Genomic DNA, 22,847 nt, shown 5'->3' with positions numbered 1-22,847 from the left:
CGTCCGTAACCTAAGCATAAACGTCCGTAACCTGAGCATAAGCGTCCGTAACCTAAGCATAAGCATCCGGCACCTTAGCATAAGCCATCCGGTCATATCTAAAATTGTCCGAAACTTTTGGTGGCGCGCGTTATTTTGACAATATTCCCGGTTCATCAGTCAGATAAAACTTTATCTTTCCGTTCCGGATAAGCTCGTCATGCGAGATGAAATAATCCTTGAGTTCTTTACCCCCCAGTTCCATTTTGCGGATGTAGATGTTATCTTTTCGGTTATTCCCGGTTTCAATAACTATTTGATTGTTGGCATTGTAATTTTCATCAAGATGAATGGTGATTTTATCAAATACCGGGGAACTGAGCGTGTAGACCGGATTGCCCGGAGTGATGGGGTAGAAGCCCATCATGCTGTACATAAGCCAGGCGCTCATGGTTCCGGTATCGTCGTTTCCGGGCAGTCCGTCGGGCCCGGTATGGAAGTAGCGGTCAATGCAATCGCGCACGGTTTTTTGAGTTTGCCATTCTTCTCCTTCTACATAGTTGAAAAAGTAAGGATAGCCCATGTCGGGTTCATTGCCCATATCAAACAGAGAATCGCGGAATGTCTTTTCCAGTTGTTGAACAAACCGGTCTTCACTTCCCATCAGTTTTGTTAATCCTTCTATATCGTGAGGCACCGCAAATGAGTATTGCCATGAATTACCTTCGTGGAAACCATGTACGGGTTCGAAATTTTCGCCCTGAAACGGATCGTAATTGGGCATAAACGAGCCGTCCCTCTCTACCGGGCGCAGCAGGTCGTATTCCGGATCGAAATATTTTTTATAGCCCAGCGAGCGATTATATAACATTTCATAATCGTTCTTTTTCCCCAGTGCTTTAGCCAGCTGTGACAGACTGTAGTCGGCTATATAAAATTCGAGGGCTTCCGACACCGAGTTGTCAAAACTATCCCGGAAAGCGATGTAGTGGTTTTTTAGATAGAAATCGTTGTGAGGCCTCATGAAATTTACACTTCCGGGGGTGGTGGCCGATTTCATCATAGCTTCATAAGCCGTTTCTATATCAAATCCGGTGAGTCCGCGCAGATAGGAATCGGCCAGAACAATAAGGGCCGGATCACCTTCCATAACGTGTGTTTCGCGGCTGTAGAGTTCCCATTTTGGCAACCATCCGCTTTCGCGATACATATCCACCATGGTTTTCAGCATATCGGTCTGTTGTTTGGGATAGACCAATGTGAGAAGCGGATGAACAGTGCGATAAGTATCCCACAATGAAAAAACAGTGTATCTGTTTCTGTTTTCAACTTTACGTATTTCGGATGATTCCATGGCCGGATATTCACCATTTACATCCTGCAAAATATTGGGATGAATCAGCACATGATAAAGAGCCGTGTAAAATCGAATCTTATCTTCATCGGTACCACCTTCTACTTCTATTTTTGATAATTGTTTGTTCCATTCTTCTTTGGCTTTTCGGACGGTTCCTTCAAAGTCAAAACCGGGCTGTTCAGAGTTTAGGTTTTCGCGGGCGTTTTCAATGCTCACATAAGAGATTCCCACTTTGGCTTCAATGGTTTCGCCTTCCTGAGTGTCGAAAGTATACCAGGCACCTATCTGATCGCCGGCCAGTTCGCGATAATAATTGTTATATATCTTGTATTTTCCACTTGTCGGTGACCATTGATGACGGGTGCCCGGGAGTCGTGGCTGCTTTTTCCAGTAGCCACGCTTTTGAGCAGGCTTGTTAAATTTTACCACAAAATAAACCGGGAAAACAGCTTCGGGATTGTAGCAAAAAGTTCCCATCAGTTTGTATCCTTCTATCTCTGTGTCGGAGGTCATTTTTACGTAAGCCCCCGATTCGTTGGTGAGGCCGTGACCCAGATTCAGCAGGATATTTGATTGTCCTTCGGGGAAAGTATATTTGCTGATTCCTGTTCGTTGGGTTGTGGTAGCTTCGGCTTTGATGGCATATCGGTCCAGAAATGCCGAATAATAGCCGGGACTGGCTTTTTGGTTGCTGATTGGGGTGGCATATTTGTTGAGATCCACTTCCAGCTCGCCCGTTGTTGGCATCAGCAAAACACTGCCCAAATCGGGGCAGCCTACTCCGCTCAGGTTGACATGAGAAAAGCCGGTCATCATTTCATTGTTATAGACATAAGGATTGGAGCACCAGCTGTCGGTGTTGGAATATTCGTTGCCTTCGTGTGGGGTAACATTGTATGGAACCACCGAGACCATTCCCCACGGAACCACCGGGCCGGGGAAGGTAGCTCCGTAATTCGATGTGCCAATAAACGGATCGACATACGAAACAGGTGTCTGTGCCTGTACTATTCCTGATGTGTTGATCAGAAGGAATATTGCTGTAAGGGCAGAAAATGTCTGTAATTTGTTCATCAGTATAAAGTTATTATATCATCTCGAAAACCTGTTATTTCTTTCCGGGCAATTCTTCAATCGGTCTGTGTTCGGGAGCCGCGCCAAATTCTTTGTTGGGTTTATTACCCATGGTCAATACCAGATCGCCGCCGTTCATGATCTCATTATATGTGATGTAACTACGTTTCAGGGGTTTCCCGTTCAATGTAGCCGATTGGATATAGATGTTTTCATCACTATTATTTTGTGCCGTAACGGTGAAGGTCTTGTCTTGAGGTAAATTGATGGTGGCTTTATCCAGTTCGGGTGAGCCAAGTACAAATACCGAGCTGGACGGATTTACCGGGTAAAATCCCATGGATGAGAGAATGTACCAGGCCGACATCTGACCGCAGTCTTCGTTGCCAATGAGTCCGTCGGGCTTGTCGGTATAGAAATGCTCCATGATGTAGCGGATTTTTTCAGCTGTCTTCCATTGTTTGCCTACATAGGCATACATATAAGCCGCATGGTGGCTGGGTTCATTTCCCTGTGCATATTGACCGATAAGGCCGGTAATATCTGCAGAAGCCTTTTCACCCATGTCACCGGAGGCAACAAAAAAGCTGTCGAACTTCGCTTCAAAAGCATCGTCACCACCCATCAGATCGATCAATCCGTAAACGTCGTGAGGAACCAGCCAGGTATATTGCCATGAATTTCCTTCTGTAAAATCGCCTACTTCATGTACTGATGTAAAGGGATTGAACGGTTCGCGAAACTTGCCGTTACTCATCACAGGGCGCATAAAGCGGGTTTCCGGATCGAAATATCTTTCGTAGGCTTTGGAACGCTGATGATAGTAGTCTGCCTTTTCAGTATCTCCCATCTTTTTCGCAAACCGGGCAATAGCCCAGTCTGATATGGCATATTCCAGAGCTTTGGAGACCGACTCTTTTTCTTTATCGGCCGGGATATAGCCCTTTTCTTCCAGATAATCCAGACCGAATTCACCATTTGTAGAAGTGGCCAGAACCGATTCGTAAGCAAGCTCTTTGTCAAATCCGTCGAAACCTTTAAAGAAAGCATCGGCAACCACGGGAACAGCACTGTAGCCCACCATGGTATTGGTCTCGTTGCCCATCAGGTGCCAAACGGGAAGTTTGCCCTGTTGCTGATAAATAGCCAGCATCGAATTAATCATATCATCTACCCGTTCTGTCTGAACAATGGTAAATAACGGATGAATGGCCCGGTAGGTATCCCAGAGCGAAAAGATGGAATAATTATCAAATCCCGGATTTTCATATACTTCTTTATCGGTTCCCTGATAATTACGGTTATGGTCGTTAAAAAGGACAGGAGCGATAAAGGAATGATACATAGCGGTGTAGAACTTATGTTTTACAGCATCGTCGGGGTGTTCGACGGTGATTTTGGAAAGTTCCCGATTCCACTTATCTCCGGCTTTCCTTTTGACTTCAGCAAAATGCCAATGAGGAATTTCTGCTGATATATTTGCAAGTGCGGCATCATAACTAACGGGAGAAATACCAACTTTCAGGAGAATTTCTTCATTTTTTCGAGTTTTATAAGATATAACCCCAACTACATCTTTTCCTTCGGCCTCATTTTCGGAAACAACAGCCCCGTTAACCCGGATATCCAGCTGTTCTATTGGTTTAGAGGTGATGATGGCATAATAGAGTCGTTGATCTTTTGCCCATCCTGTTGAGTGGCGGAATCCGGCCAGCGTTGTGTCGTTCAGTTGCTTTAGAGAAGTGTTAACCGGACTGTCCCAGCCAATACCCATCTGTAGGTTTACGGCAATCCGTGCATCTTTACTTTCGGGGAATGTATAGCTGTGAAAAGCAACACGTTCTGTCGCTGTTAATTTAACGTTGACATCATAATCAAGGAGGTCTACCTCATAATAACCGGGCTCTGTTTTTTCCCTTTCGTGGGTATACAAGGAAGCATATCCTTTTAATGGTTCTTCGATGCTGCCGGGAGAAAAATGCAGTTCGCCGGTATAAGGCGTAATCAACACATCTCCAAGGTCTCCAATACCTGTCCCGCTCAGATGCAACTGTGAAAATCCCGTCATGATACTGTCGGAATAATGGTAGCCTGAGCACCAGTCCCAGCCTTTTACATAATTGGTAGGGCCGGGCTGAACTGCCCCAAAGGGAACATTTGCACCCAGGAAGACATGACCATGATAATCTGTCCCGATATAAGGGTCTACATATTTTGTTACATCTTCCCTGGTGACTCCCGATTGTTGTGATGTTGAACAGGAAGTGAACGTTAATCCCGTCAGAACCAGGCCCGGGAGCAGAAGTGCAGCTTGCATGAGTAAGCTGTTCCTGAATCTTTTGAAGAATGAATGTCGAATCATAGTTTTTTAAACTGACAAAGTATCAATAATTTTTTTCATTTCGACAATTTAGGTTTCGTCACAACTGATCGCGTTTCCAAAACCAAGTTCATCAACTTTGGGATTACTGTTGGGTATAGTTAAACGTGCCGACGAATGAACCTCGTGAACACCTGTTTTTTCAACGATTTCTTTTATGTTTTCTGGCCTGATTCCGGAACCGGGCATTACAGAAATATTATCTCCGGCCAGGGTGGCTAATTTTTTGATCAGGGCGATGGCATCTGTGGCTTTCAATGCCTGACCGGAGGTAAGGATTCGTTTGCAGCCTGCGTCCATAACGTCGTGTAGTGCCTTTACGGGGTCAGGTGTAAGATCGAAAGCACGAATAAAGGAAATTTCCATTGGGTAAGCCAGTTGCACGAGCTCTTTTAAGCGCTTCACGTCAACACTATTGTCGGAGAGGAGTATGCCTGTTGCAATGCCGCTACACCCCGTTTCTTTACAGAACAGGATGTCTTCCTTCATCATCTCGAATTCATCATTCGAATAGCAAAAGTCACCCCCTCTGGGTCTGATAATGGGGAAGACCTGTACGTCTGTTTTTTCTGTAACAACTTTAATCAGACCATACGGTGGGGTGGTGCCTCCTTCGTTGGGATTGCAACATAATTCAATCCTGTCGGCTCCGGCTTTATATGCTTTTATTGCGGCATCGATGGAAAAAACACTTATTTCTAATTGCATCAGAGTAGCGTTTGTTTTTTATGAGTTCGTCAAATCTATATAAAACATTTTAAGTGTATTAAATTTTTTATTTAATTTACCCCTTCAAAATTTTCTTCCTGAAAAATATGAAGGACTTTAACTTTTTAACCTTGCAAATCTACCGCTTTTCATGTCCGTTGAATTTTCAGCTATCCGATTCCGGATCTGGTGTTATTCCCCGATTGGGTTTGATATGTTTTCCGGATACAGGCCAACCAGCCATACAAATATTACTGTTAAGACTTTTTTTATATGGTTTGTGAAGGGTGGATTGTTAATACTTATACTTAATTCAATCGAATCAGGGTAATGGCAAATAAAATTCAAGGAGCTTTGTCAGTATTTGCAATTTTATAAATTGGACAATAAAACAAATCAATGATTATTAATTATTGCATATTATGACTTTGCGAATATACAAAAATTGATAAAAAGAAAAATTCTTTTATTAATTTTTTGCAAAAGTCTTGCAAGAAAGAAAAAATTTTATGTGCTTTGTAAAAAAGTGTTTTAAGAGGGATATGGAAGACTATTTATTTAACAGTTATCTTTTTTCAACTCTGTCGGGTTTTGAAAAGAAGAAGTATCAGCTATCGGTACGTATACTGAAATATCTCTATTTTCAGGGACCGAATCCGGTAGCTGACATTTGTAACCATTTAAAGATCAGCACTCCTAATGGTAATGCCATTTTGGGAATTCTGATGTCGAAAGAATTAATAGAGAAAAAAGGGTACGGATTGTCAAAAGGGGGTCGGAAACCCGAGCTTTACGGGATAAAGAGCGATGCTTTTTATGTGGTAAGTGTTGATATGAACATTCACCGGACGCAGCTGACCATTTTTGACAGCAGCAATACGAAAACAGGTGAGGTTGAAGACTTTCCCCTGGAAATGGACAATGAGATAAGCACTCTGGAAAATCTGATTACGAGGATTGATGATTTTATTGCGAAATCCCGGGTTGACCGGAAAAAAATAATTGGTATCGGAATCAGCTTTCCGGGATTGGTCGATTCTTCAGGTGGATTCAACTACTCTTATTTCAATTTTGGGGAAAAGCCGGTTGGAAGCATTTTACAGGAACAATTGCATCTGCCTGTTTTTGTGGAAAATGATGCCAAAGCCGTTGCGCTTGCCGTATGGCGATTCGGAGTTGCACGTAATCAGAAAGATGTATTGGTACTTTTCCTCGATTGGGGTATTGGTCTCGGAATGATTCTCAACGGTAAATTGTACCGTGGAAACGAAGGTCTTGCGGGAGAATTCAGTCATATTCCCATGGTTGAGGACGGCGACTCCTGTATTTGCGGAAAAAACGGTTGTCTTCAGACCATTGCTGCCGGTGCTACATTGGTGAGAAAAGCCAGAGAGGGCATCCTGGAAGGGAAGAGCTCACTCATGTCACATTTTGCAGAGGGAGACATTAATGATGTTGATCTTAAAACCGTAGTGGATGCTGCTCTTAAAGGAGACCAATTTGCCATAAACCTTCTGTCGGAGGTGGGTGAACACCTGGGCAAAGGAATTTCGATACTTATTCAGTTGTTCAATCCCGGAATGATCGTTTTAACAGGAAAAATGGCAGAAGCAGGGCAATATCTGACCATTCCCATACAACAGGCGGTTAACAAGTATTCCATGCATCGCATCAGCGAAAGCATGAAAATGAAGCATTCGGATATGGGAAAAGAAGTCGGGCTGAAAGGTGCGTTGGCAGTAGTAATGGAAGATGTGTTTGATGTTCTTGGAAGAGCTTTCAGCAGAAAGAAAAGCAAAGCCTCTCCTATGGCAGGGTAAAATGGCGTTTTTCCGGGTTATTTGAGACATTATTCTGAAATACATTTTCCTGTTGTTTTGTATTTCGGGATGCTAATTTTACGGGCAATGAAGAGAATAATTTTTGCACTATGGATTCTTTCTGTTGTTTCTTTGACCTCTTGTGATGGCAGGAAATCACTTTTGGGAGACAAAGAAATGCAGAAATCGGTTATGGAAAGGCTGGAGGAGCAAAAGAAACTGGCCTGCGGCAGGTATAAACAGCTTTTTTCTGTTTTTGACAATAACCTTTCTGAAAATGAGAAAGAAGCACTGAGTTTCTTGTATGCTTACATGCCATTGTCCGATCTTTCCAATCATGACGGGAAATTCTTTTTGCAACATGTTCGGTATGCTTTAAAGGCCAGATCACATTTTCCCTGGGGAAAACATATTCCGGATAATATTTTCCTGCATTATGTTTTACCTCACAGGGTTAATAATGAGTACCTTGATACTGCCCGGATGGTTTTCTTCAGGGAGCTTAAGGAAAGACTTTCCGGGCTGACTATGCGTGAAGCCGCTCTTGAAATAAATCATTGGTGTCACGAAAAAGTTACTTATCATTCTACCGACGAGTATCGTACCAGTTCGCCCTTAAATACTATAAAAACGGCCTACGGAAGATGTGGAGAACAATCGACTTTTACGGTTGCAGCCATGCGTGCAGCGGGCATTCCCGCGCGGCAGATATATACACCTCGATGGGCACACACCAACGATAATCATGCCTGGGTAGAGGTTTGGGTGGATGGTGAATGGTATTTTATGGGGGCGTGCGAACCCGAACCCGAGCTCAATATGGGATGGTTCGAAAGTCCTGCCACCCGTGCCATGCTTCTGCACCATCGAACGTACGGTCATATTCCTACAATGGAAGAGATTGTTACGGTTAACCGGCATTATACCGAAGTCAATGTGCTTGACAGGTATGCACCTGCAAAGAAAATATTTGTAAAAATTGAGGATGAAAACGGGAACCCTCTTGAAGGTGCTGTAGTTGATTTTCATTTTCCCAATTTTGCCGAATTTTATCCGCTTGCCTCTGTGAAAACCGATGAAAGAGGAGTTTGTGATTTGATGACAGGCCGGGGCGACCTTATGGTCTGGTGTTATTATAAGGGACGCTCTTCACGGCAAAAGTTGCCGGTACCGGATATCGATACTTTAAAGCTGATTCCCGGTAAATTCTCCTTTAGTGACAGCATACAGCAACACCTTTTTCATGCGCCACCGCCTTCTCCAACTCCGGATCACTCTGGCGTGGACCGTGCCGGCCATATAGAGCGGTTGCACCTGGAAGATTCACTGAGAACTGCCTACGAACAAACTTTTATAGATTCGGTTGAAGCTGCCGGATTTGCTATAAAACATGAATTGGAAGTCACTACGACGGTTAAGATATTCAAACAAAGCAGGGGCAACTGGAAGGTGGTGAAACAGTTTCTGGAATATGCTGCACCTAAAGACCCGGATAAAGCCCTGGCGCTACTTTCTGTTATCTCCCCAAAAGACAGGAGAGACACCCCGTTGAATGTTTTAAAGGACCACTTTGATTATTCCGGTAATCCGGCGAATTTTGATTCTGAAATTTTTAACAGGTACATTCTTAACCCGCGTATCCGGAATGAATTAATTTCAGGGTATAAAGAGCGACTTCAGAATTACTTTTCCGAATCGTTTAAGGAGGAAGTACATGATAATATTGAAGTTTTAGCCAAATGGGTTCATGACAGTATTGAAACGAATAACGCAGCCAATCCATGGGGGGTTCCGCAGCTTCCCTCCGGTGTACTGGAGATTAAAGTAGCCGATGCCAATTCTCTGAACTATTTTTTTTGTGGCAGTGGCCAGAAGTTTTGGTGTCCCTGCCCGTATTGATGCTGTGCGCAATCAACCTCAGGTCTTTCAAAATGGAAAGTGGATTGACGTGAACCCGGTAAAGGGCATGACAGAAAACCACTTCACCGGCACAATTGATATTTTGTTTGAAAATGATGAAAAATCGGATTTTCATCCGGTTTATTACAGGGACTTTACTTTAGCAATGTTTTCCGGCAATAGTTTTAAGACACTGGACTACAGCAAAAGCGATGTTTTTGATGAGTTTCCTTCAAGGCTCGAGCTGGACAAAGGTTTTTATTTGCTGACCACTGTCAAAAGACTTTCCGACGGATCGATAAAAACGAGAGAAAGGTTTTTTGATATCGGGCGTGGAGACCGTCTGAAAATCAGGATGATCCTTCCTGAGGGTGAAATTAAGGATGATGAGCGCATTGAACTGGATATTGGTTTGAATAAATCATTTGAAAACTTTACGACAAAAGAAAATGTAACGCTAAAAGAAATTGCAGGGAATACCGGTGTTGTTCTTGTCTGGCTGGACACTACTCTTGAACCTTCTAAACATCTGCTTAACGACCTGATAAGATTGAGAAGCAACTTTAATAATTGGGAGGGAAAGATTATTCTGTTGATGAAATCCGATAAAATTACTTCGGGTTTTAGGCCTTCTCATTATGCCGGTCTGCCGGAACGGGCAGCCTTTTATATTGACCACTCGGATTTACTTGATGAAATCAGAGAAATGACAGGAGAAAATGGGCGCTATGAAATGCCTGTGGTCTTCGTTATAAATCCCGAAAATGAAATCATTTATGAATCCTCTGGATATCGCATTGGTATAGGCGATGAGGTACTGAGTGAAGTTGTCAGAGGATGTGTTGTGCAGTAGGGTAATAGGTCATTAGGTCATTAGGTCATTAGGTTAATAGGTTAATAGGTTGATAGAAGCCGCGGGGCGGCGACAGAACGGTAGAATAAGATTATGGCACAGGAACTCCCTGAACCGCGGAGCGGTGGCAGAGCAGGTCAATAGGTCAGTAGGTTATTAGATTAGTAGGAACGGATTCTTTTCTCTACAGGGAGTAGAAAATATTAAAAAAATCAATTTTATGAGACGATCAGTTTTAATGGTAATGGCTATTATATTAACCGGTGTGGTTCCTGCCATAAGTCAGGCTATTTATGAAGATGAACGCTACGTTCTCGAGACCGATCCTATGGTTCTAAAAAAGCTGGAACAATGGCAGGATTTGAAGTTCGGACTTCTGATGCACTGGGGGGCTTACAGTCAGTGGGGGATTGTTGAGTCGTGGAGCATCTGTGCCGAAGATGAAGGTTGGTGCCGTCGTCCGTATGAAGATTATGAAGCCTATAAAAAAGAATATGAAAGTTTAAAGAGAACATTCAATCCGGTTGATTTTGATCCTGACAGATGGGCAGTGGCAGCAAAAGATGCCGGAATGAAGTACGTGGTTTTTACAACCAAACACCACGATGGATTTTGTATGTTCGATTCAAAGTATACCGACTATAAGGTAACATCGGAAGAGTGTCCTTTCCATGTCAACGATCGGGCAAATATTGCAAAGGAAGTATTTGATGCTTTTCGCGCCAAAGGCCTTTGGGCAGGTGCCTATTTTTCTAAACCCGACTGGAATAATGATGACTACTGGTGGCCTAACTTCGCGACTCCCGACAGAAATGTCAATTATGATCCGGCAGCATATCCGGAAAAATGGGAATCGTTTGTGCAATTTACCCATAACCAGATCATGGAATTGATGACCGATTACGGAGATATTGACATTTTATGGCTCGACGGGGGCTGGGTGGCGAAGAAATCTCCCGAAACCATCAGGAGAGCGTATGAACATAAACTAAAAAATAACGAAACCGGGTTCATAAAGGCGCAGGTTATCAATCAGGATATACGCATGGATGAACTGGTAGAAAAGGCCCGCGAAAAACAACCCGGATTGATTGTTGTGGATCGTGCGGTTCACGGGAAAAATCAAAACTACCTGACACCCGAAAACCGCATACCAGAAAAACCATTGCCCTATCCGTGGGAGTCGTGTATTATTTCAGGCGGCGGATGGTCGTACACCCCTGATGCCAAATACATGTCGGGACAGGAAGCCATACACATGCTGATCGATATTGTCATAAAGGGTGGTAATCTGTTACTGAATGTAGCTCCCGGACCAAACGGCGACTGGCAACAGGGCGCTTACAATTTGCTCGGGAAAATCGGTGCCTGGATGGATGTTAACAGTGAAGCCATTTATGGAACCCGAACGCTTGCGCCGTACAAGGAAAATAACATTGGAATGACCCAAAAGGAGGACCAGGCATACTTTATCTACATGGATGAAAGCGGGAGCGGAAAAATGCCCGAAAAGATTCGTATTGAATCTCATCAACCGGTAGCAGGAGCTGAAGTTACTTTGCTGGGATTTGATGAACCATTGAACTGGAAATCTTCCAGTGAGGGTTTCGTAGCAAATATTCCTTCTGAAATTCGTAATAATCCTCCTTCAGAATATGCCTGGGTTGTTAAAGTTTCCAAAATCAAAGAGTAATGAGCTGCTATAGAGCTTTAGATTTTTGATATAAGTACGTAAGAGGCTGAAGTCAGAAAGTAGAATATCAACGACCTACTGACCGAAAACATGTATTATGCCTGAACGAGTTTTGCCGGTCAAAAATCCAATATCTATCATCTATCATCTATCATCTAATATCTAATCATCTAATATCTAATCATCTAACCTCTAACCTCTAACCTCTAACCTCTAATAATCTGTTAAAGCAACCTCTAATCAAGAAAATTCTATCAACATGAAACTTTCAGGGTATGTTTTGATTCTGATGTTGGCGGGGCTCTTTACCAACAAAGCCAGGGCCGCTGATACCTTAGATGTGACCACACACGACCACATATTTATTAATACCAATGCTAAGGAAGGTCGGAATTCATTTTTTGGCTGGGGAGAATTTCCGGGGCCGGACAAAGATATTCGCCGTGTTAAGATGCAGGTTACTCTCGGCCATCCCGATTCTGCAGCCATTGCTCACTGGGACTATCTGGATTTTATATATCTCCGGAGGGTAGGCGGTAAATCCGGAGTTTCTAAAGATATAGAGCTTGGCCGTTTGATTACTCCCTATGGAAGCAGTTTCACAAGGGACTGGAGCTTTACGTGGGAAGTTGATGTTACCGATTTTGCATCACTGCTTCGCGACAGTGTTGAAATAGAATATGTGCATACAGGATACGAACCTGAAAAGCTGGGGTGGTCGTTAACAATTAATTTTGAGATACAGACAGGCCCGGCGATAGCAAACCCTGTTTCCATCACGGAACTCTATAAAGGAGAATTCCCCTATGGCGATGAAGACGATCCGGTTGAGAATTACCTGAAACCTTTAGCTGTTAACTTTTCTGATAATGCAGATTTTGGACGTATCAGGATACAGCACACCGGGCATGGCTTTGGTCGACCCGATTTGTGCAGTGAATTTTGTACCCGTTGGCGCGAGGTGGTTTTCAATGGTAAAGTCATCGATAAAAGAGACCTTTGGAAAGAGTGTGGCGATAATCCGCTCTATCCGCAGGGAGGAACCTGGATTTATGATCGTGGGCATTGGTGCCCCGGCGATTTGCAAAAACCTGATATTTATGACGTTAAGGCGCTTCGGAAAGAAAATCTTATTGATATTGATATGATGCCTTATGTCGATTCTGTTGGAGAAGTGGAGGGAAGAGAAGTTGTAACGGCTTATTTAATTCAATATACAAGTCCGAATCATCGTTATGATGTGACGGCTGAAGAAATTGAGGTTCCAACCGTAAAACAAAACTATGGTCGTCGAAATCCTGCTGTATTTAACCCCGTGATACGCTTCAGAAATGTGGGAAGCGAAAATCTGGAAACGCTCAATATAAAATACGGTACCAAAGGATTTAAATCGAAGACCTATCAATGGAAAGGCTCATTGGGTTTTAATGAAGAGACCACTGTTACACTTCCCGGTATGATTGATTTCACAGATGGGAAGAATGTTTTTGAAGTAATACTGGAACGACCAAACGGAAAGAGGGATCAATGGAATCAAGACAATGCAATGAACGCTCTTTTCGAATCGCCTAAAAAACTCCCGCTTGAATTTGTTGTCAACTACAAGACCAACAATAACCCTGAAGAAAACCACCTGTTTCTTATTAATGAGAAACGTGATACAATTTATCAACGAAAGCCGGAACAATGCAAACCGGATACGTTATACACCGATACATTGGCCATTGAGTCAGGGCTTTATGAATTTGAACTTACGGATGCAGGGGGTAACGGTCTCGAATTTTGGGCACAGCCACGACAAGGGTACGGCTATTTACGATTCCATGACCTTGATGGTAATATTCTTCACCATTTTATAAGTGATTGCGGAAACGGACAATTTCTGGCATTTGAGGCAACAGTGGGAGCCAAACCTGACACGGCCGTTTCTCAAAATGCTTTTTTCATATACCCCCGACGCACAAAGGATAATCTGGAACTGGACGCCTTTCTCGAAAGTCCCGGAAATCTTCGTGTTCAGTTTATGTCGGATGGAGAGCCGGTTGAAACACACGAGTATGCAGGTTTTAAAAAAGGAACTTTTGAATACTACATCGGTTATCTGCCTCAGGGTCGTTATGTGGTAGAAATCTATGTTGACGATAAGCTGGTGCACAAAGACCGGATTAACAGAGATTAGTTATTCTATAACAGATAAACCAAAATGAAGATGTGTAAACTTTTTGTAAGTTTTGTTTTGCTGATATCATCAGTCGTGATTTTTGGACAGACAAAACCGGATATTATTCCCCTACCTGTGGAGATGGAGGTCAATGAGGCGGTGTTTGTGATTGATGAAAACACCTCGGTTCGGTATAACAAAACCGATGAAGAGCTACAACAGGTGGCCGGATTTTTATCACAATACATTGAAGATATTAGTGGTATTAGTTTGAAACACAATAAAAAATCAGGTAAAGAAATCGTTTTTAAATTGACCGATGATGCCGATTTACCAGATGAAGGGTATCTGTCCCGAAGGGCATCCTGGCGAAGGAAATCCAACCTGGCTTTTTGTTGATGAGATAATTGTTGAATAGTGTATTTTTAAAGATGAAGAAGTTTTTGTTGATCGTAGTGCTGGCTGTTGCTTATACTGGTTGTCAGAAAAAGGAGAGCAGATCTAAAACTGAAGAACCTGATGGATATTGGTCGGAAGATATCGAAATGCCGGAATATGCACCAAAGAATTACATTTGTTACCTGACTGATTCTGATATTTCGGTAGATGGTGTTCTTGATGAAACATCGTGGCAGAAAGCTCCCTGGACCGACCCGTTTCAGGATATCAGGGGAGATGGTCATCCTCAACCTTTATATGAAACAAAAGCGAAGATGCTTTGGGATGAGAATTATTTTTATGTGGCTGCCCGTCTTGAAGAACCTCATGTTCATGGTAAGATAACCAAAAGAGATGCCGTTATTTTTCGGGATAATGATTTTGAGGTATTCATCGATCCCGATGGTGATACTCATCTTTATTATGAATTTGAAATGAATGCACTCAATACCATTTGGGATTTAATGCTTGTAAAACCATACCGTGACGGTGGCCCCCCCATAGATGCCCTGGATACAAGAGGCATTCAATCTGCTGTTTATGTGAATGGGACATTAAACGACTCTTCGGACGAAGACAGTTGTTGGTGTATTGAAATCGCTTTTCCACTTGAAGTCCTGGCCGAATTCAATAAAAACAGGAAACCTGCCGATGGCGCTCAATGGAGAATTAACTTCAGCCGCGTACAATGGCATACTAATGTTACTGAAGGACAATACCGGAAGCGAAAGAATCCCGAAACAGGAGAATCCTTGCCTGAGGAGAATTGGGTATGGTCGCCCCAGGGCGTTGTGGATATGCACAGACCCGAAACCTGGGGATTTGTTCAGTTCTCTGACATCCCTGCCGGTGCCGGTACAGTTGATTTTGAATTTAAACCTCACGAAAATATTAAATGGGCATTGCGTAATGTCTATTTTGCACAGAGAAAGTATTATTCCGAATTTGGAGAATACACCGGGGATGTATCCCTTCTTGCCAGGGTAGGATTTATTGCTGACAATCTTCCTTACCCGGTAAACATCCAAAAAGGGTGGGGTACTTATGATATAAGAATGAAGACAGACCATGGTACCTGGTTTATTAATAATGAAGGGCGCACATGGTCAGGCGAATAAGGGTTTTAGGAGTAAACGGATTCTATTGTTAATCAAAATATCGACAACTATGTTACAGAAAACAATTACTGCTGTCCTTATTCTCTTTTTGTCGGTTTCCGGTGTTTTTTCGCAGGAATCATTCGAAGAAAAGGCAGAGAGAATGGCCTGGTTCAAGGATGCTAAGCTTGGAATTTTCGTGCATTACGGAATATATGCTGTAAACGGTATTGATGAATCGTGGTCGTTTTTTAACGAATACCTCACCTATGATGATTATATGAAACAGTTGGATGGTTTTACCGCTTCTGAATATGATGCGGAAAGATGGATAAACCTTTTTAAAGAGGCAGGGGCAAAATATGCAGTTCTTACCTCCAAGCATCATGATGGTGTTGCTTTATGGAAGGGAGGTTTCGAGCATTACAACGTAGTGGATGATACCCCTGCAGGGGCCGCCAGGATACTAATTTACGAAAAGTAAACTCCGTGTTTGGCGGCTTCGCATGCCTTCCAACTGGCACTTTCTGAACAGACACACATATTGTAAAATTTTTTGCGAGTTTATAGACAAGTACCAAATAGCAAATCAGCTATTTGCGATCAATGAATTATATCTGCTAAAATACAGTAAACCAAAGTTGTGCGAATCATCTTATATCTTATATCTAAAAATCAAACGGTCTTTTGCATCAACACTCCGTTAAGCTTTTGCAGATGTCTGGTAAGGTAAAGACGCCCAATTTGGGCGTCTTTACCTCTTATAATAAAAACTTTGCGTCATTGCGTCCTCTGCGTTTAGGTTTTTTAACGGATTATTGAAGACACACTTCTTTCATCAAAATACTCATTCTGACATATCGGAACTCTGTCTTTGTCGGCTCCGCCGCTTGCTTGCAAGAAACCGGGTTCAGACAAGATTGATTTGTTGGGTCTCATATTGTAAATCTACGTTAGCAAATTATTCCCCTGCAACTCCAAAAACGCTTGTCTTTAGCAGACCTTTCTTCTTATTCTATACCGATTGTGGTTACTCCTTCCATGGATTGTATGAACTGCGAAGGCTGAAGTTTCGGTCTGACACCAACAACCTATTGCCTTATTACGCCTGATTGATTCCCTGCTTCCGGGAATAAAGAGTTTTCTGATGCGCAAGAAACCGCTGCAATCTTCTTCTTTGCTATCAAATGTTAAAAGTTATTTCTAAAAGTAAATATTTCATTGAATAAAAGCAAGTTAATTGACTTTTAAAGAAAAAAATTACATATAAGATTACATACTTTTACAAAAAATGAATAAAAGTTTGCACAAAAGAGATAAAAAATTATACATTTGTACATCGATAATTTCTATTTTAACCTTAAACAACAAAATCATTTGTTAGAAAAGTTATCAACATGGTTCTTCGCATTGATAAGGAGATGCGCGATTCTTTTAAAAGTTTGAGAATTAAGGAGAAAGTAAAGTATGTTAACGTTCATTTATTTTTTAATTTAAAATCTAGTCTATGAGGCGATTAAAAAGTTGTTTCCCCTTTGGAGAGGGAAAATGGAACAGCAAAATTTGTACATTGGCAATGGCCGTTTTCCTGGTCTTTGGCAGTGTTACATCGGCATTTGCTGATGTTAGCAAAGAAAATGATGTCAGTGACCTTAATGAACAACAGGCTCAAACGGTGACTGTATCGGGCCGGGTTCAGGATACTGCCGGCGAACCCATTCCCGGAGTCAACATTGTTGTTCAGGGCACTACGCAGGGTACTATAACCGACATGAATGGTGAATATTCTTTGGATGCCCCTGCCGATGGTACACTCATCTTTTCGTTTATCGGGTTCAATACACAAAACATCCCGATCGAAGGACGTACTACCATCAATGTTACGATGGAGGAGGAAACATTAGGACTTGATGAGGTGGTTGTTACAGCACTTGGGATTAAGAGGGAGACCAAAAAACTTGGTTATGGAATGACCGAAGTGACTGGTGATGAAATTGCCTCTACCAATACCGTAAACCCCGTTCAGGCCCTTCAGGGAAAGTCTACAGGTCTTACTATCGGAGCTTCTGATGGCGGATTATTTGGTAACTCAAAGATTCAGATCAGGGGGGTTTCCGTGTTGAATTCGAATAACAACCAACCTATTTTTGTCATTGACGGGGTTATTCTTGACAATCCTGTATCTGATGCTTCTGCGGACTGGTCATCAAGTGCCAACGACTTTGGTAATATATTAAAGAATCTTAATCCCGATGACTACGAGTCGGTATCTATTCTTAAAGGTGCAGCCGCCACAGCCTTGTATGGTTCTCGTGGTATCAACGGAGCTGTGGTGATCACAACTAAAGATGGAGAAGGCGCACGAGGTATCGGAGTCTCCGTTACACAGTCTGTTGGTATAGACCATGTTTACAATCAACCTGACATTCAGTATGAGTTTGGGCCCGGAGCTCTTGCCGGTTATACCAACTATGGAGAAAAAGACGAAAATGGGAACTATTATCGGTTTTCTACTAACCAGTTTTATACTAATGCCGACGGTATACCTACCAAACGTGGACATCCCTGGGAATGGGCAGGCTTTGGTCCAAGGTATGATGGCCGTCAACTCGAAGATTATGACGGTTCAATGACCACATACAGCCCCGCCAAAGATAATATGCTGAATGCCTACGATACGGGTTTTAACAGTACTACAACAGTGGCATTGAAAGGCGGAAACGAGTATGGAAACTTTTATCTTTCCAACTCATACAATTACCGCGAAGGCACAATGCCTACCAATGAGTTTACCCGTAATTCTACCAAATTGGCAGCGACTTACAATTTTACCAACTGGTTGAGAGCTGATGCTTCGGTTGATTTTACCATATCTAAGCCAAAGAATCCGTGGAACGACCTGTCTCAGAATTTCTTCAGCGGAGGTTGGGCTAACTGGTATGATCCGGCCAAATGGAATAAACGTGATGTTTATCAGGCAGATCATGGGGGAGTTCCAAATTCTGCATACGGAGATAAATATGCCTATGTCCCTGGTAATGGTACATGGTTCTCCTATAATTTGAATGAAAATTTAAGAGAAGAACAAGTTACGCGTCCTATTATCCGGCTCACTGCTGATTTGAACGACTGGGTTTCCGTTACAGCTGAAGCCAATATGAACTATTATACCATTAAAAAGGAAGAAAAGAATCTTGGAACCGGTTATGCTAATGAAGGCGGTTATTATTCGCTTGGGCATGAAGAAAACGTGAACCAAACCGGAAAGCTTGTTTTTAATATAAACGGAAATCTTACAGATGACATTACTACCAGCACAATGATTGGTGGTGAGATATTTAAAGAGGAGAGCTCGTCATCCCGTGTTTGGACCGATGGCGGTTTGATCGTTCCCGGGAAATTTTACATTAACAACTCTAAGAAGACACAGCTTTCAGAAGCTTCGGTTTACGGAACTAAACAAATCAATTCACTCTATTTTCTTGCCAATTTCGGATGGCGGGACCAGCTTTACCTGGATGTAACAGGCCGTAACGACTGGTCTTCAGCACTGGTTTATACTGATGGTAGTGGAAATTATTCTTACTTCTATCCTTCGGTAAGTTCTTCATGGCTTTTCAGTGAAACATTGAGTCTGCCAAGTTGGGTGACTTTCGGTAAACTGAGACTTTCATGGGCACAAGTAGGTAACGATACTTCTCCCTATTTTATTAATCAGGGGTACAGCATAGGACGATATGAACTTGCAGATGGAAGTTTTGCTTATTCTAACGCACGTTCAACAACTTCTGTTGACCCCGAAGTTAAGCCCGAAAAGAAAAATTCACTTGAAGCCGGTCTCGACTTAAGATTGTTTAATAATCGTATCGGAATTGACTTGTCGGTTTATGATGAAACCATCAAAAACCAAATTGGTCAGGTCCCAATTCCTTATGAATCCGGTGTGGAAAATCTTCTTACCAACGTTGGTACCATGACAAACAGTGGTTTGGAATTAAGCCTGAGGGTTCAACCGGTAAGAACCAACGATTTTAAATGGACAAGTACTTTTAATTATTGGGATAATACTACAGAAATCAGTGATCTGCACGAAAATTACGGAGCTTACCGCGTGCTTGGCGGTTACGTAAATTATGGTAACTATCGCGTTGGTTCTGTTGCCTATGAAGGTGGAGAATATGGCGTATTGATGTCTGATATAAAACCCAGGGTGTGGGAATCGGATAACCCGAATGATCCGCGTAATGGAATGAAAATTCTTGTCTGGAACGATGGACGGCGCGGTGCTTATTACGAAAGAAGTTATGAAGTACAGAAAGTGGGTAAAATTCAACCCGATTTCGAAGGTTCGTGGAATAATGCATTCGAATATAAAGGCGTTACGCTTTCTGTTCTTTTGGATGCCAGATTTGGCGGCCACATGGCGTCATATTCTAACCGTTACGGTACAGCTTACGGATGGCTTGAGACTTCTCTCGATGGAAGGGATGCAGAACATGGCGGAATTGAATGGACTTCACAATACGACGATACGCAGGGAAGAACTTATGAAGACGGTGTGATTCCCGATGGTGTTTTTGCAGAAGGACAAACCGTTACCGCACCTGATGGAAGCACTGTTGATGTTGGTGGAATGACTTATCAGGAGGCATACGAAGCAGGTTATGTTGAACCTACACATGCCAGCTACTATACATATTTCACCAACTCATGGGGGCAAGGTGTTTTAAACGATAACTGGTACAATGAAGTAGAATATATCGCCTTGAGAAATATTTCCATCGGATATAATCTTCCAAAGAGGATAGCTGAATCATTTAAGGCGCAAAATGTTTATCTCTCTTTCAATGCAAGAAATCTTGGTTATTTGTATAACTCAATGCCCAATAACCTCAATCCTGAAAGCTTCCGTGGTACAACCAGTACCACCAGCTTCCTTGAAAGAGCTTTTATGCCTTATACGGCCAGTTATACATTTACGCTGAAAGTTGATTTTTAATCGATAAAAGATGAATGATATGAAAAGTATATATAAAATACTCATAGCTCTCTTTTTTGTTTTGCATGGGGATGCGACAAAGATGAGTTTGCTGAGTTAAACTCCAATCCTGCATCACTACAGGAACCGGATTTAAGGTTTTCTGTGACCAAAGCTGTTGAGCAGATGTTTGAAAATGACTATACTACATGGTTCTATAATAATTTTCAATATCTTTATCCGTGGACACAGATTACCACAGAGCAAGGTGGAAACTCACCTACTTTTAATGAGATGGAAAATTATGGAACCCAGAATATTTACCGGGAATTGTTTCCTCAAACAAGAGATATTCAATACCGTGTTGATAACATGGGCGAAGAGGAAAAATCGCGTTATGAGGTGCTCAAAGCGCTGACTTATCCTATTCAAATTTTGCCGGCTATGGCAAATTCAGATTTACTGGGTTCTATAATTTACAGCGAAGCAGGTAGGGCTCCTTTTACCAATCCTCCTTTAATTACGCCTAAATATGATTCCCAGGAAGCTCTGTATGATCTTTGGTTGTCGCAACTTGATGATGCAATTAGCATACTGACCAATGCCGAGAATCCAATTGATCTGGGTAAACAGGATGTTATTTACGGTGGCGATTATGGAAAATGGGCCAGGTTCTGTAATCTTTTGAAACTAAAAATTGCAGCCCGGCTTATTAATGTAGATCGTACAAAAGCGCTTTCAATAGCAGAAGAGGTTGCCAGTTCTTCTGCGGGTTATATGAATGCCCTCACCGATGATTTTGTTTATCACAGGGGCATTAAATATTACGGAACCGGAAATGATTTCTGGATTGGTTATGCCAATGAGGCCCTGGTGGATTTCTTATTACAGAATCGTGATCCCCGTTTGAGATTCCTCTTCGAAAAGAATGATTTTAATGCGGAAGTTGTTCAGGCTTTTATCGATGCCGGAGTGGATCTTCCGCCTTATGTAGAGCAATATGTAACACTTGACGGAGATGGTAATTTTGCAGGGTGGAGCGGTCCCGGAGAACCCTGGGTACGGTATCACGGTGTACCTATCGCACCTGATGAAACCCTCGACGGAGACAATGATATTTACTTCAATCAGGGAACACTTTATAAAATTTCCCTTGATGGAGTTGAAAAGACTTATTCAGCTACTTCTCTTTTCTCTGAAAAGTTAACGCGCACTACTTATGATTATACTTATCCCACAAAGCCCGGTGGGCGTGTTATCGAGTTGAAAGACAATGATCCTCCTTTGAAGGTGATCCTCGGATCTTCTGCTGAAACAAACCTCTATTTGGCTGAATTTAAACTTTTAGGGGCTAATATCCCGGGAACTGCCCAGGAGTATCTGGACAGAGGTGTTGAATTGTCTGTGACAAGAATGGATGCATTGGCTGAAAATAATCAATTCCCGTACTATAGCAATGATCCTGTATATACAGATGCTGAAGAAACGGAATTGGCTTCAACCAAAGTGAAAGAAGGTGAGCTTGCTAATCTTCTTTCACAGTCGGCTCTCGATCTTTCTTCTGGAGATGCTTTAGAGAAAGTTTACATTCAGCAATATATTAACTTTGCTGCTACTCCAAATGATCTTTGGACTTTGGTTCGCCGTGCCGGTATTCCAAAACGTGGCAGCACACTTTTACCGTGGCAGGAGTTTATTTCTTCGGGAACAGAAGAAACTGTTCCACGCCGCTTTGTTATTCAAACGCCTACAGAAGATAATCTGAATTACGAAAACCAGATGCAGGCTATAGAAGACCAGGGCTTTACTTCTGCTGTCAATGATCCTGAGGTACTTAACAGCGAAAGACTCTGGTTTGATGAAAACAACCCGCAATATGGTGCCGGACCTGTTGAGTAGTAGTTGATTTTAGGATTAAAGGTTAGTTTTTTGCAAGGGGTTTCTCAAAAAAGGGAAACCCCTTTTAGCATTTATTTATTCACAATCCTTTTGTGTTCTTTCGTTAATTTTTTTAATTTTCCGTGGTCAAAGGATTTTGAGTGATTTTTATACCGGCGGCCCAATCTGACTGTTGACGAAGATTAAGCGAAATACTGGTTTTAAGTGAGTTTTGATTTAATCGACTGATAATAATAGTTCTTTAAATTTTTTTAAAAAGGATATAATGAGTTCAAGCCTGGAAGTTTTTTCAGGTGCAGCTTTTATACTCAAATAATTTTTCTCGTGTTTAACACAACTAATAGAATTAATCATGGAAAACAGTAACAATTCAGGTGGTCTTAGCAGACGCCGTTTTTTGCGTAACTCCGCTGCCCTTGCAGCCGGTATGACAGTGATACCGAATGTAGCCATGGGCGGCGCATTAGGTCGAAGAGCCCCGAGCGACAAGCTGAACATTGCCGGAGTGGGT

Annotated in this window: 14 protein-coding genes; 11 read left to right on the top strand and 3 right to left on the bottom strand. The window is 42.3% G+C overall.

Going from position 1 to position 22,847, the window contains the following annotated elements; all coding sequences use genetic code 11:
- Window positions 1–130: 130 nt before the first annotated feature.
- From OQ5_RS0110205 to OQ5_RS20790, 3 genes are read right to left on the bottom strand one after another with little or no spacing between them, the layout of a single operon-like run.
- Complete coding sequence (locus OQ5_RS0110205; RefSeq protein WP_016777407.1) at window positions 131–2,410, bottom strand: GH92 family glycosyl hydrolase; 2,280 nt, start codon at window positions 2,408–2,410, stop codon at window positions 131–133.
- 34 nt (window positions 2,411–2,444) lie between these two features.
- Entirely contained in the window at window positions 2,445–4,772 is a 2,328-nt protein-coding gene (locus tag OQ5_RS0110200) for a GH92 family glycosyl hydrolase (protein WP_255297481.1), read from the bottom strand.
- A 48-nt stretch (window positions 4,773–4,820) separates the two neighbouring features.
- Window positions 4,821–5,498, bottom strand: a complete 678-nt coding sequence (locus tag OQ5_RS20790; protein WP_016777405.1) for a copper homeostasis protein CutC — start codon at window positions 5,496–5,498, stop codon at window positions 4,821–4,823.
- A gap of 542 nt (window positions 5,499–6,040) precedes the next feature.
- Here OQ5_RS20790 and OQ5_RS0110190 point away from each other — a divergent pair.
- The 11 genes from OQ5_RS0110190 to OQ5_RS23055 form a co-directional block, all read left to right on the top strand.
- On the top strand, window positions 6,041–7,318 hold the full coding sequence (locus OQ5_RS0110190) for an ROK family protein (protein ID WP_016777404.1): 1,278 nt from the start codon (window positions 6,041–6,043) through the stop codon (window positions 7,316–7,318).
- An 87-nt stretch (window positions 7,319–7,405) separates the two neighbouring features.
- Window positions 7,406–9,217, top strand: a complete 1,812-nt coding sequence (locus OQ5_RS0110185) for a transglutaminase-like domain-containing protein (protein ID WP_176694075.1) — start codon at window positions 7,406–7,408, stop codon at window positions 9,215–9,217.
- On the top strand, window positions 9,177–10,070 hold the full coding sequence (locus OQ5_RS0110180) for a hypothetical protein (protein ID WP_044107783.1): 894 nt from the start codon (window positions 9,177–9,179) through the stop codon (window positions 10,068–10,070). The genes OQ5_RS0110185 and OQ5_RS0110180 overlap by 41 nt, the downstream gene beginning before the upstream one ends.
- Window positions 10,071–10,290: 220 nt before the next feature.
- Window positions 10,291–11,763, top strand: a complete 1,473-nt coding sequence (locus OQ5_RS0110175) for an alpha-L-fucosidase (protein ID WP_026055227.1) — start codon at window positions 10,291–10,293, stop codon at window positions 11,761–11,763.
- 259 nt (window positions 11,764–12,022) lie between these two features.
- Window positions 12,023–13,942 carry a peptide-N-glycosidase F-related protein gene (locus tag OQ5_RS20785; protein ID WP_016777401.1) on the top strand — a complete coding sequence of 640 codons (1,920 nt, stop codon included), beginning with the start codon at window positions 12,023–12,025 and terminating at the stop codon, window positions 13,940–13,942.
- 30 nt (window positions 13,943–13,972) lie between these two features.
- Window positions 13,973–14,323 carry a glycoside hydrolase family 20 zincin-like fold domain-containing protein gene (locus OQ5_RS0110165; RefSeq protein WP_016777400.1) on the top strand — a complete coding sequence of 117 codons (351 nt, stop codon included), beginning with the start codon at window positions 13,973–13,975 and terminating at the stop codon, window positions 14,321–14,323.
- Between the two features lie 32 nt (window positions 14,324–14,355).
- Window positions 14,356–15,480, top strand: coding sequence for a carbohydrate-binding family 9-like protein (locus tag OQ5_RS0110160; RefSeq protein ID WP_016777399.1), 1,125 nt, complete (start codon window positions 14,356–14,358; stop codon window positions 15,478–15,480).
- Between the two features lie 49 nt (window positions 15,481–15,529).
- Window positions 15,530–15,943: an alpha-L-fucosidase gene (locus tag OQ5_RS0110155; protein WP_016777398.1), complete on the top strand. Its 414-nt coding sequence runs from the start codon at window positions 15,530–15,532 to the stop codon at window positions 15,941–15,943.
- 1,023 nt (window positions 15,944–16,966) lie between these two features.
- Window positions 16,967–20,458 (top strand): SusC/RagA family TonB-linked outer membrane protein, encoded by a 3,492-nt coding sequence (locus tag OQ5_RS0110145; protein WP_016777396.1) that lies wholly within the window; start codon window positions 16,967–16,969, stop codon window positions 20,456–20,458.
- A 165-nt stretch (window positions 20,459–20,623) separates the two neighbouring features.
- The gene (locus OQ5_RS20780) at window positions 20,624–22,336 is read left to right on the top strand and encodes a SusD/RagB family nutrient-binding outer membrane lipoprotein (protein WP_016777395.1); all 1,713 of its coding nucleotides are present in this window, start codon (window positions 20,624–20,626) and stop codon (window positions 22,334–22,336) included.
- A 352-nt stretch (window positions 22,337–22,688) separates the two neighbouring features.
- Window positions 22,689–22,847, top strand: a 159-nt coding sequence (locus tag OQ5_RS23055) for a twin-arginine translocation signal domain-containing protein (protein ID WP_141638871.1), incomplete at its 3' end; no start/stop codon positions are given.

Origin of the sequence: Anaerophaga thermohalophila str. Valhall (assembly GCF_000250735.1) — a bacterium.
GTDB classification, from domain to species: Bacteria; Bacteroidota; Bacteroidia; order Bacteroidales; family Marinilabiliaceae; genus Anaerophaga; species Anaerophaga thermohalophila_A.
The sequence above is the reverse complement of the archived record's forward strand: the minus strand, read 5'-3'. Positions and strand labels throughout refer to the sequence as shown.

Bases quoted from the DNA above. Each gene is read 5' to 3' on its own strand.
- OQ5_RS0110205 (WP_016777407.1), bottom strand. From the start codon at position 2,410: ATGAACAAATTACAGACATTTTCTGCCCTTACAGCAATATTCCTTCTG.
- OQ5_RS0110200 (WP_255297481.1), bottom strand. From the start codon at position 4,772: ATGATTCGACATTCATTCTTCAAAAGATTCAGGAACAGCTTACTCATG.
- OQ5_RS20790 (WP_016777405.1), bottom strand. From the start codon at position 5,498: ATGCAATTAGAAATAAGTGTTTTTTCCATCGATGCCGCAATAAAAGCA.
- OQ5_RS0110190 (WP_016777404.1), top strand. From the start codon at position 6,041: ATGGAAGACTATTTATTTAACAGTTATCTTTTTTCAACTCTGTCGGGT.
- OQ5_RS0110185 (WP_176694075.1), top strand. From the start codon at position 7,406: ATGAAGAGAATAATTTTTGCACTATGGATTCTTTCTGTTGTTTCTTTG.
- OQ5_RS0110175 (WP_026055227.1), top strand. From the start codon at position 10,291: ATGAGACGATCAGTTTTAATGGTAATGGCTATTATATTAACCGGTGTG.
- OQ5_RS20785 (WP_016777401.1), top strand. From the start codon at position 12,023: ATGAAACTTTCAGGGTATGTTTTGATTCTGATGTTGGCGGGGCTCTTT.
- OQ5_RS0110165 (WP_016777400.1), top strand. From the start codon at position 13,973: ATGTGTAAACTTTTTGTAAGTTTTGTTTTGCTGATATCATCAGTCGTG.
- OQ5_RS0110160 (WP_016777399.1), top strand. From the start codon at position 14,356: ATGAAGAAGTTTTTGTTGATCGTAGTGCTGGCTGTTGCTTATACTGGT.
- OQ5_RS0110155 (WP_016777398.1), top strand. From the start codon at position 15,530: ATGTTACAGAAAACAATTACTGCTGTCCTTATTCTCTTTTTGTCGGTT.
- OQ5_RS0110145 (WP_016777396.1), top strand. From the start codon at position 16,967: ATGAGGCGATTAAAAAGTTGTTTCCCCTTTGGAGAGGGAAAATGGAAC.
- OQ5_RS20780 (WP_016777395.1), top strand. From the start codon at position 20,624: ATGTTTGAAAATGACTATACTACATGGTTCTATAATAATTTTCAATAT.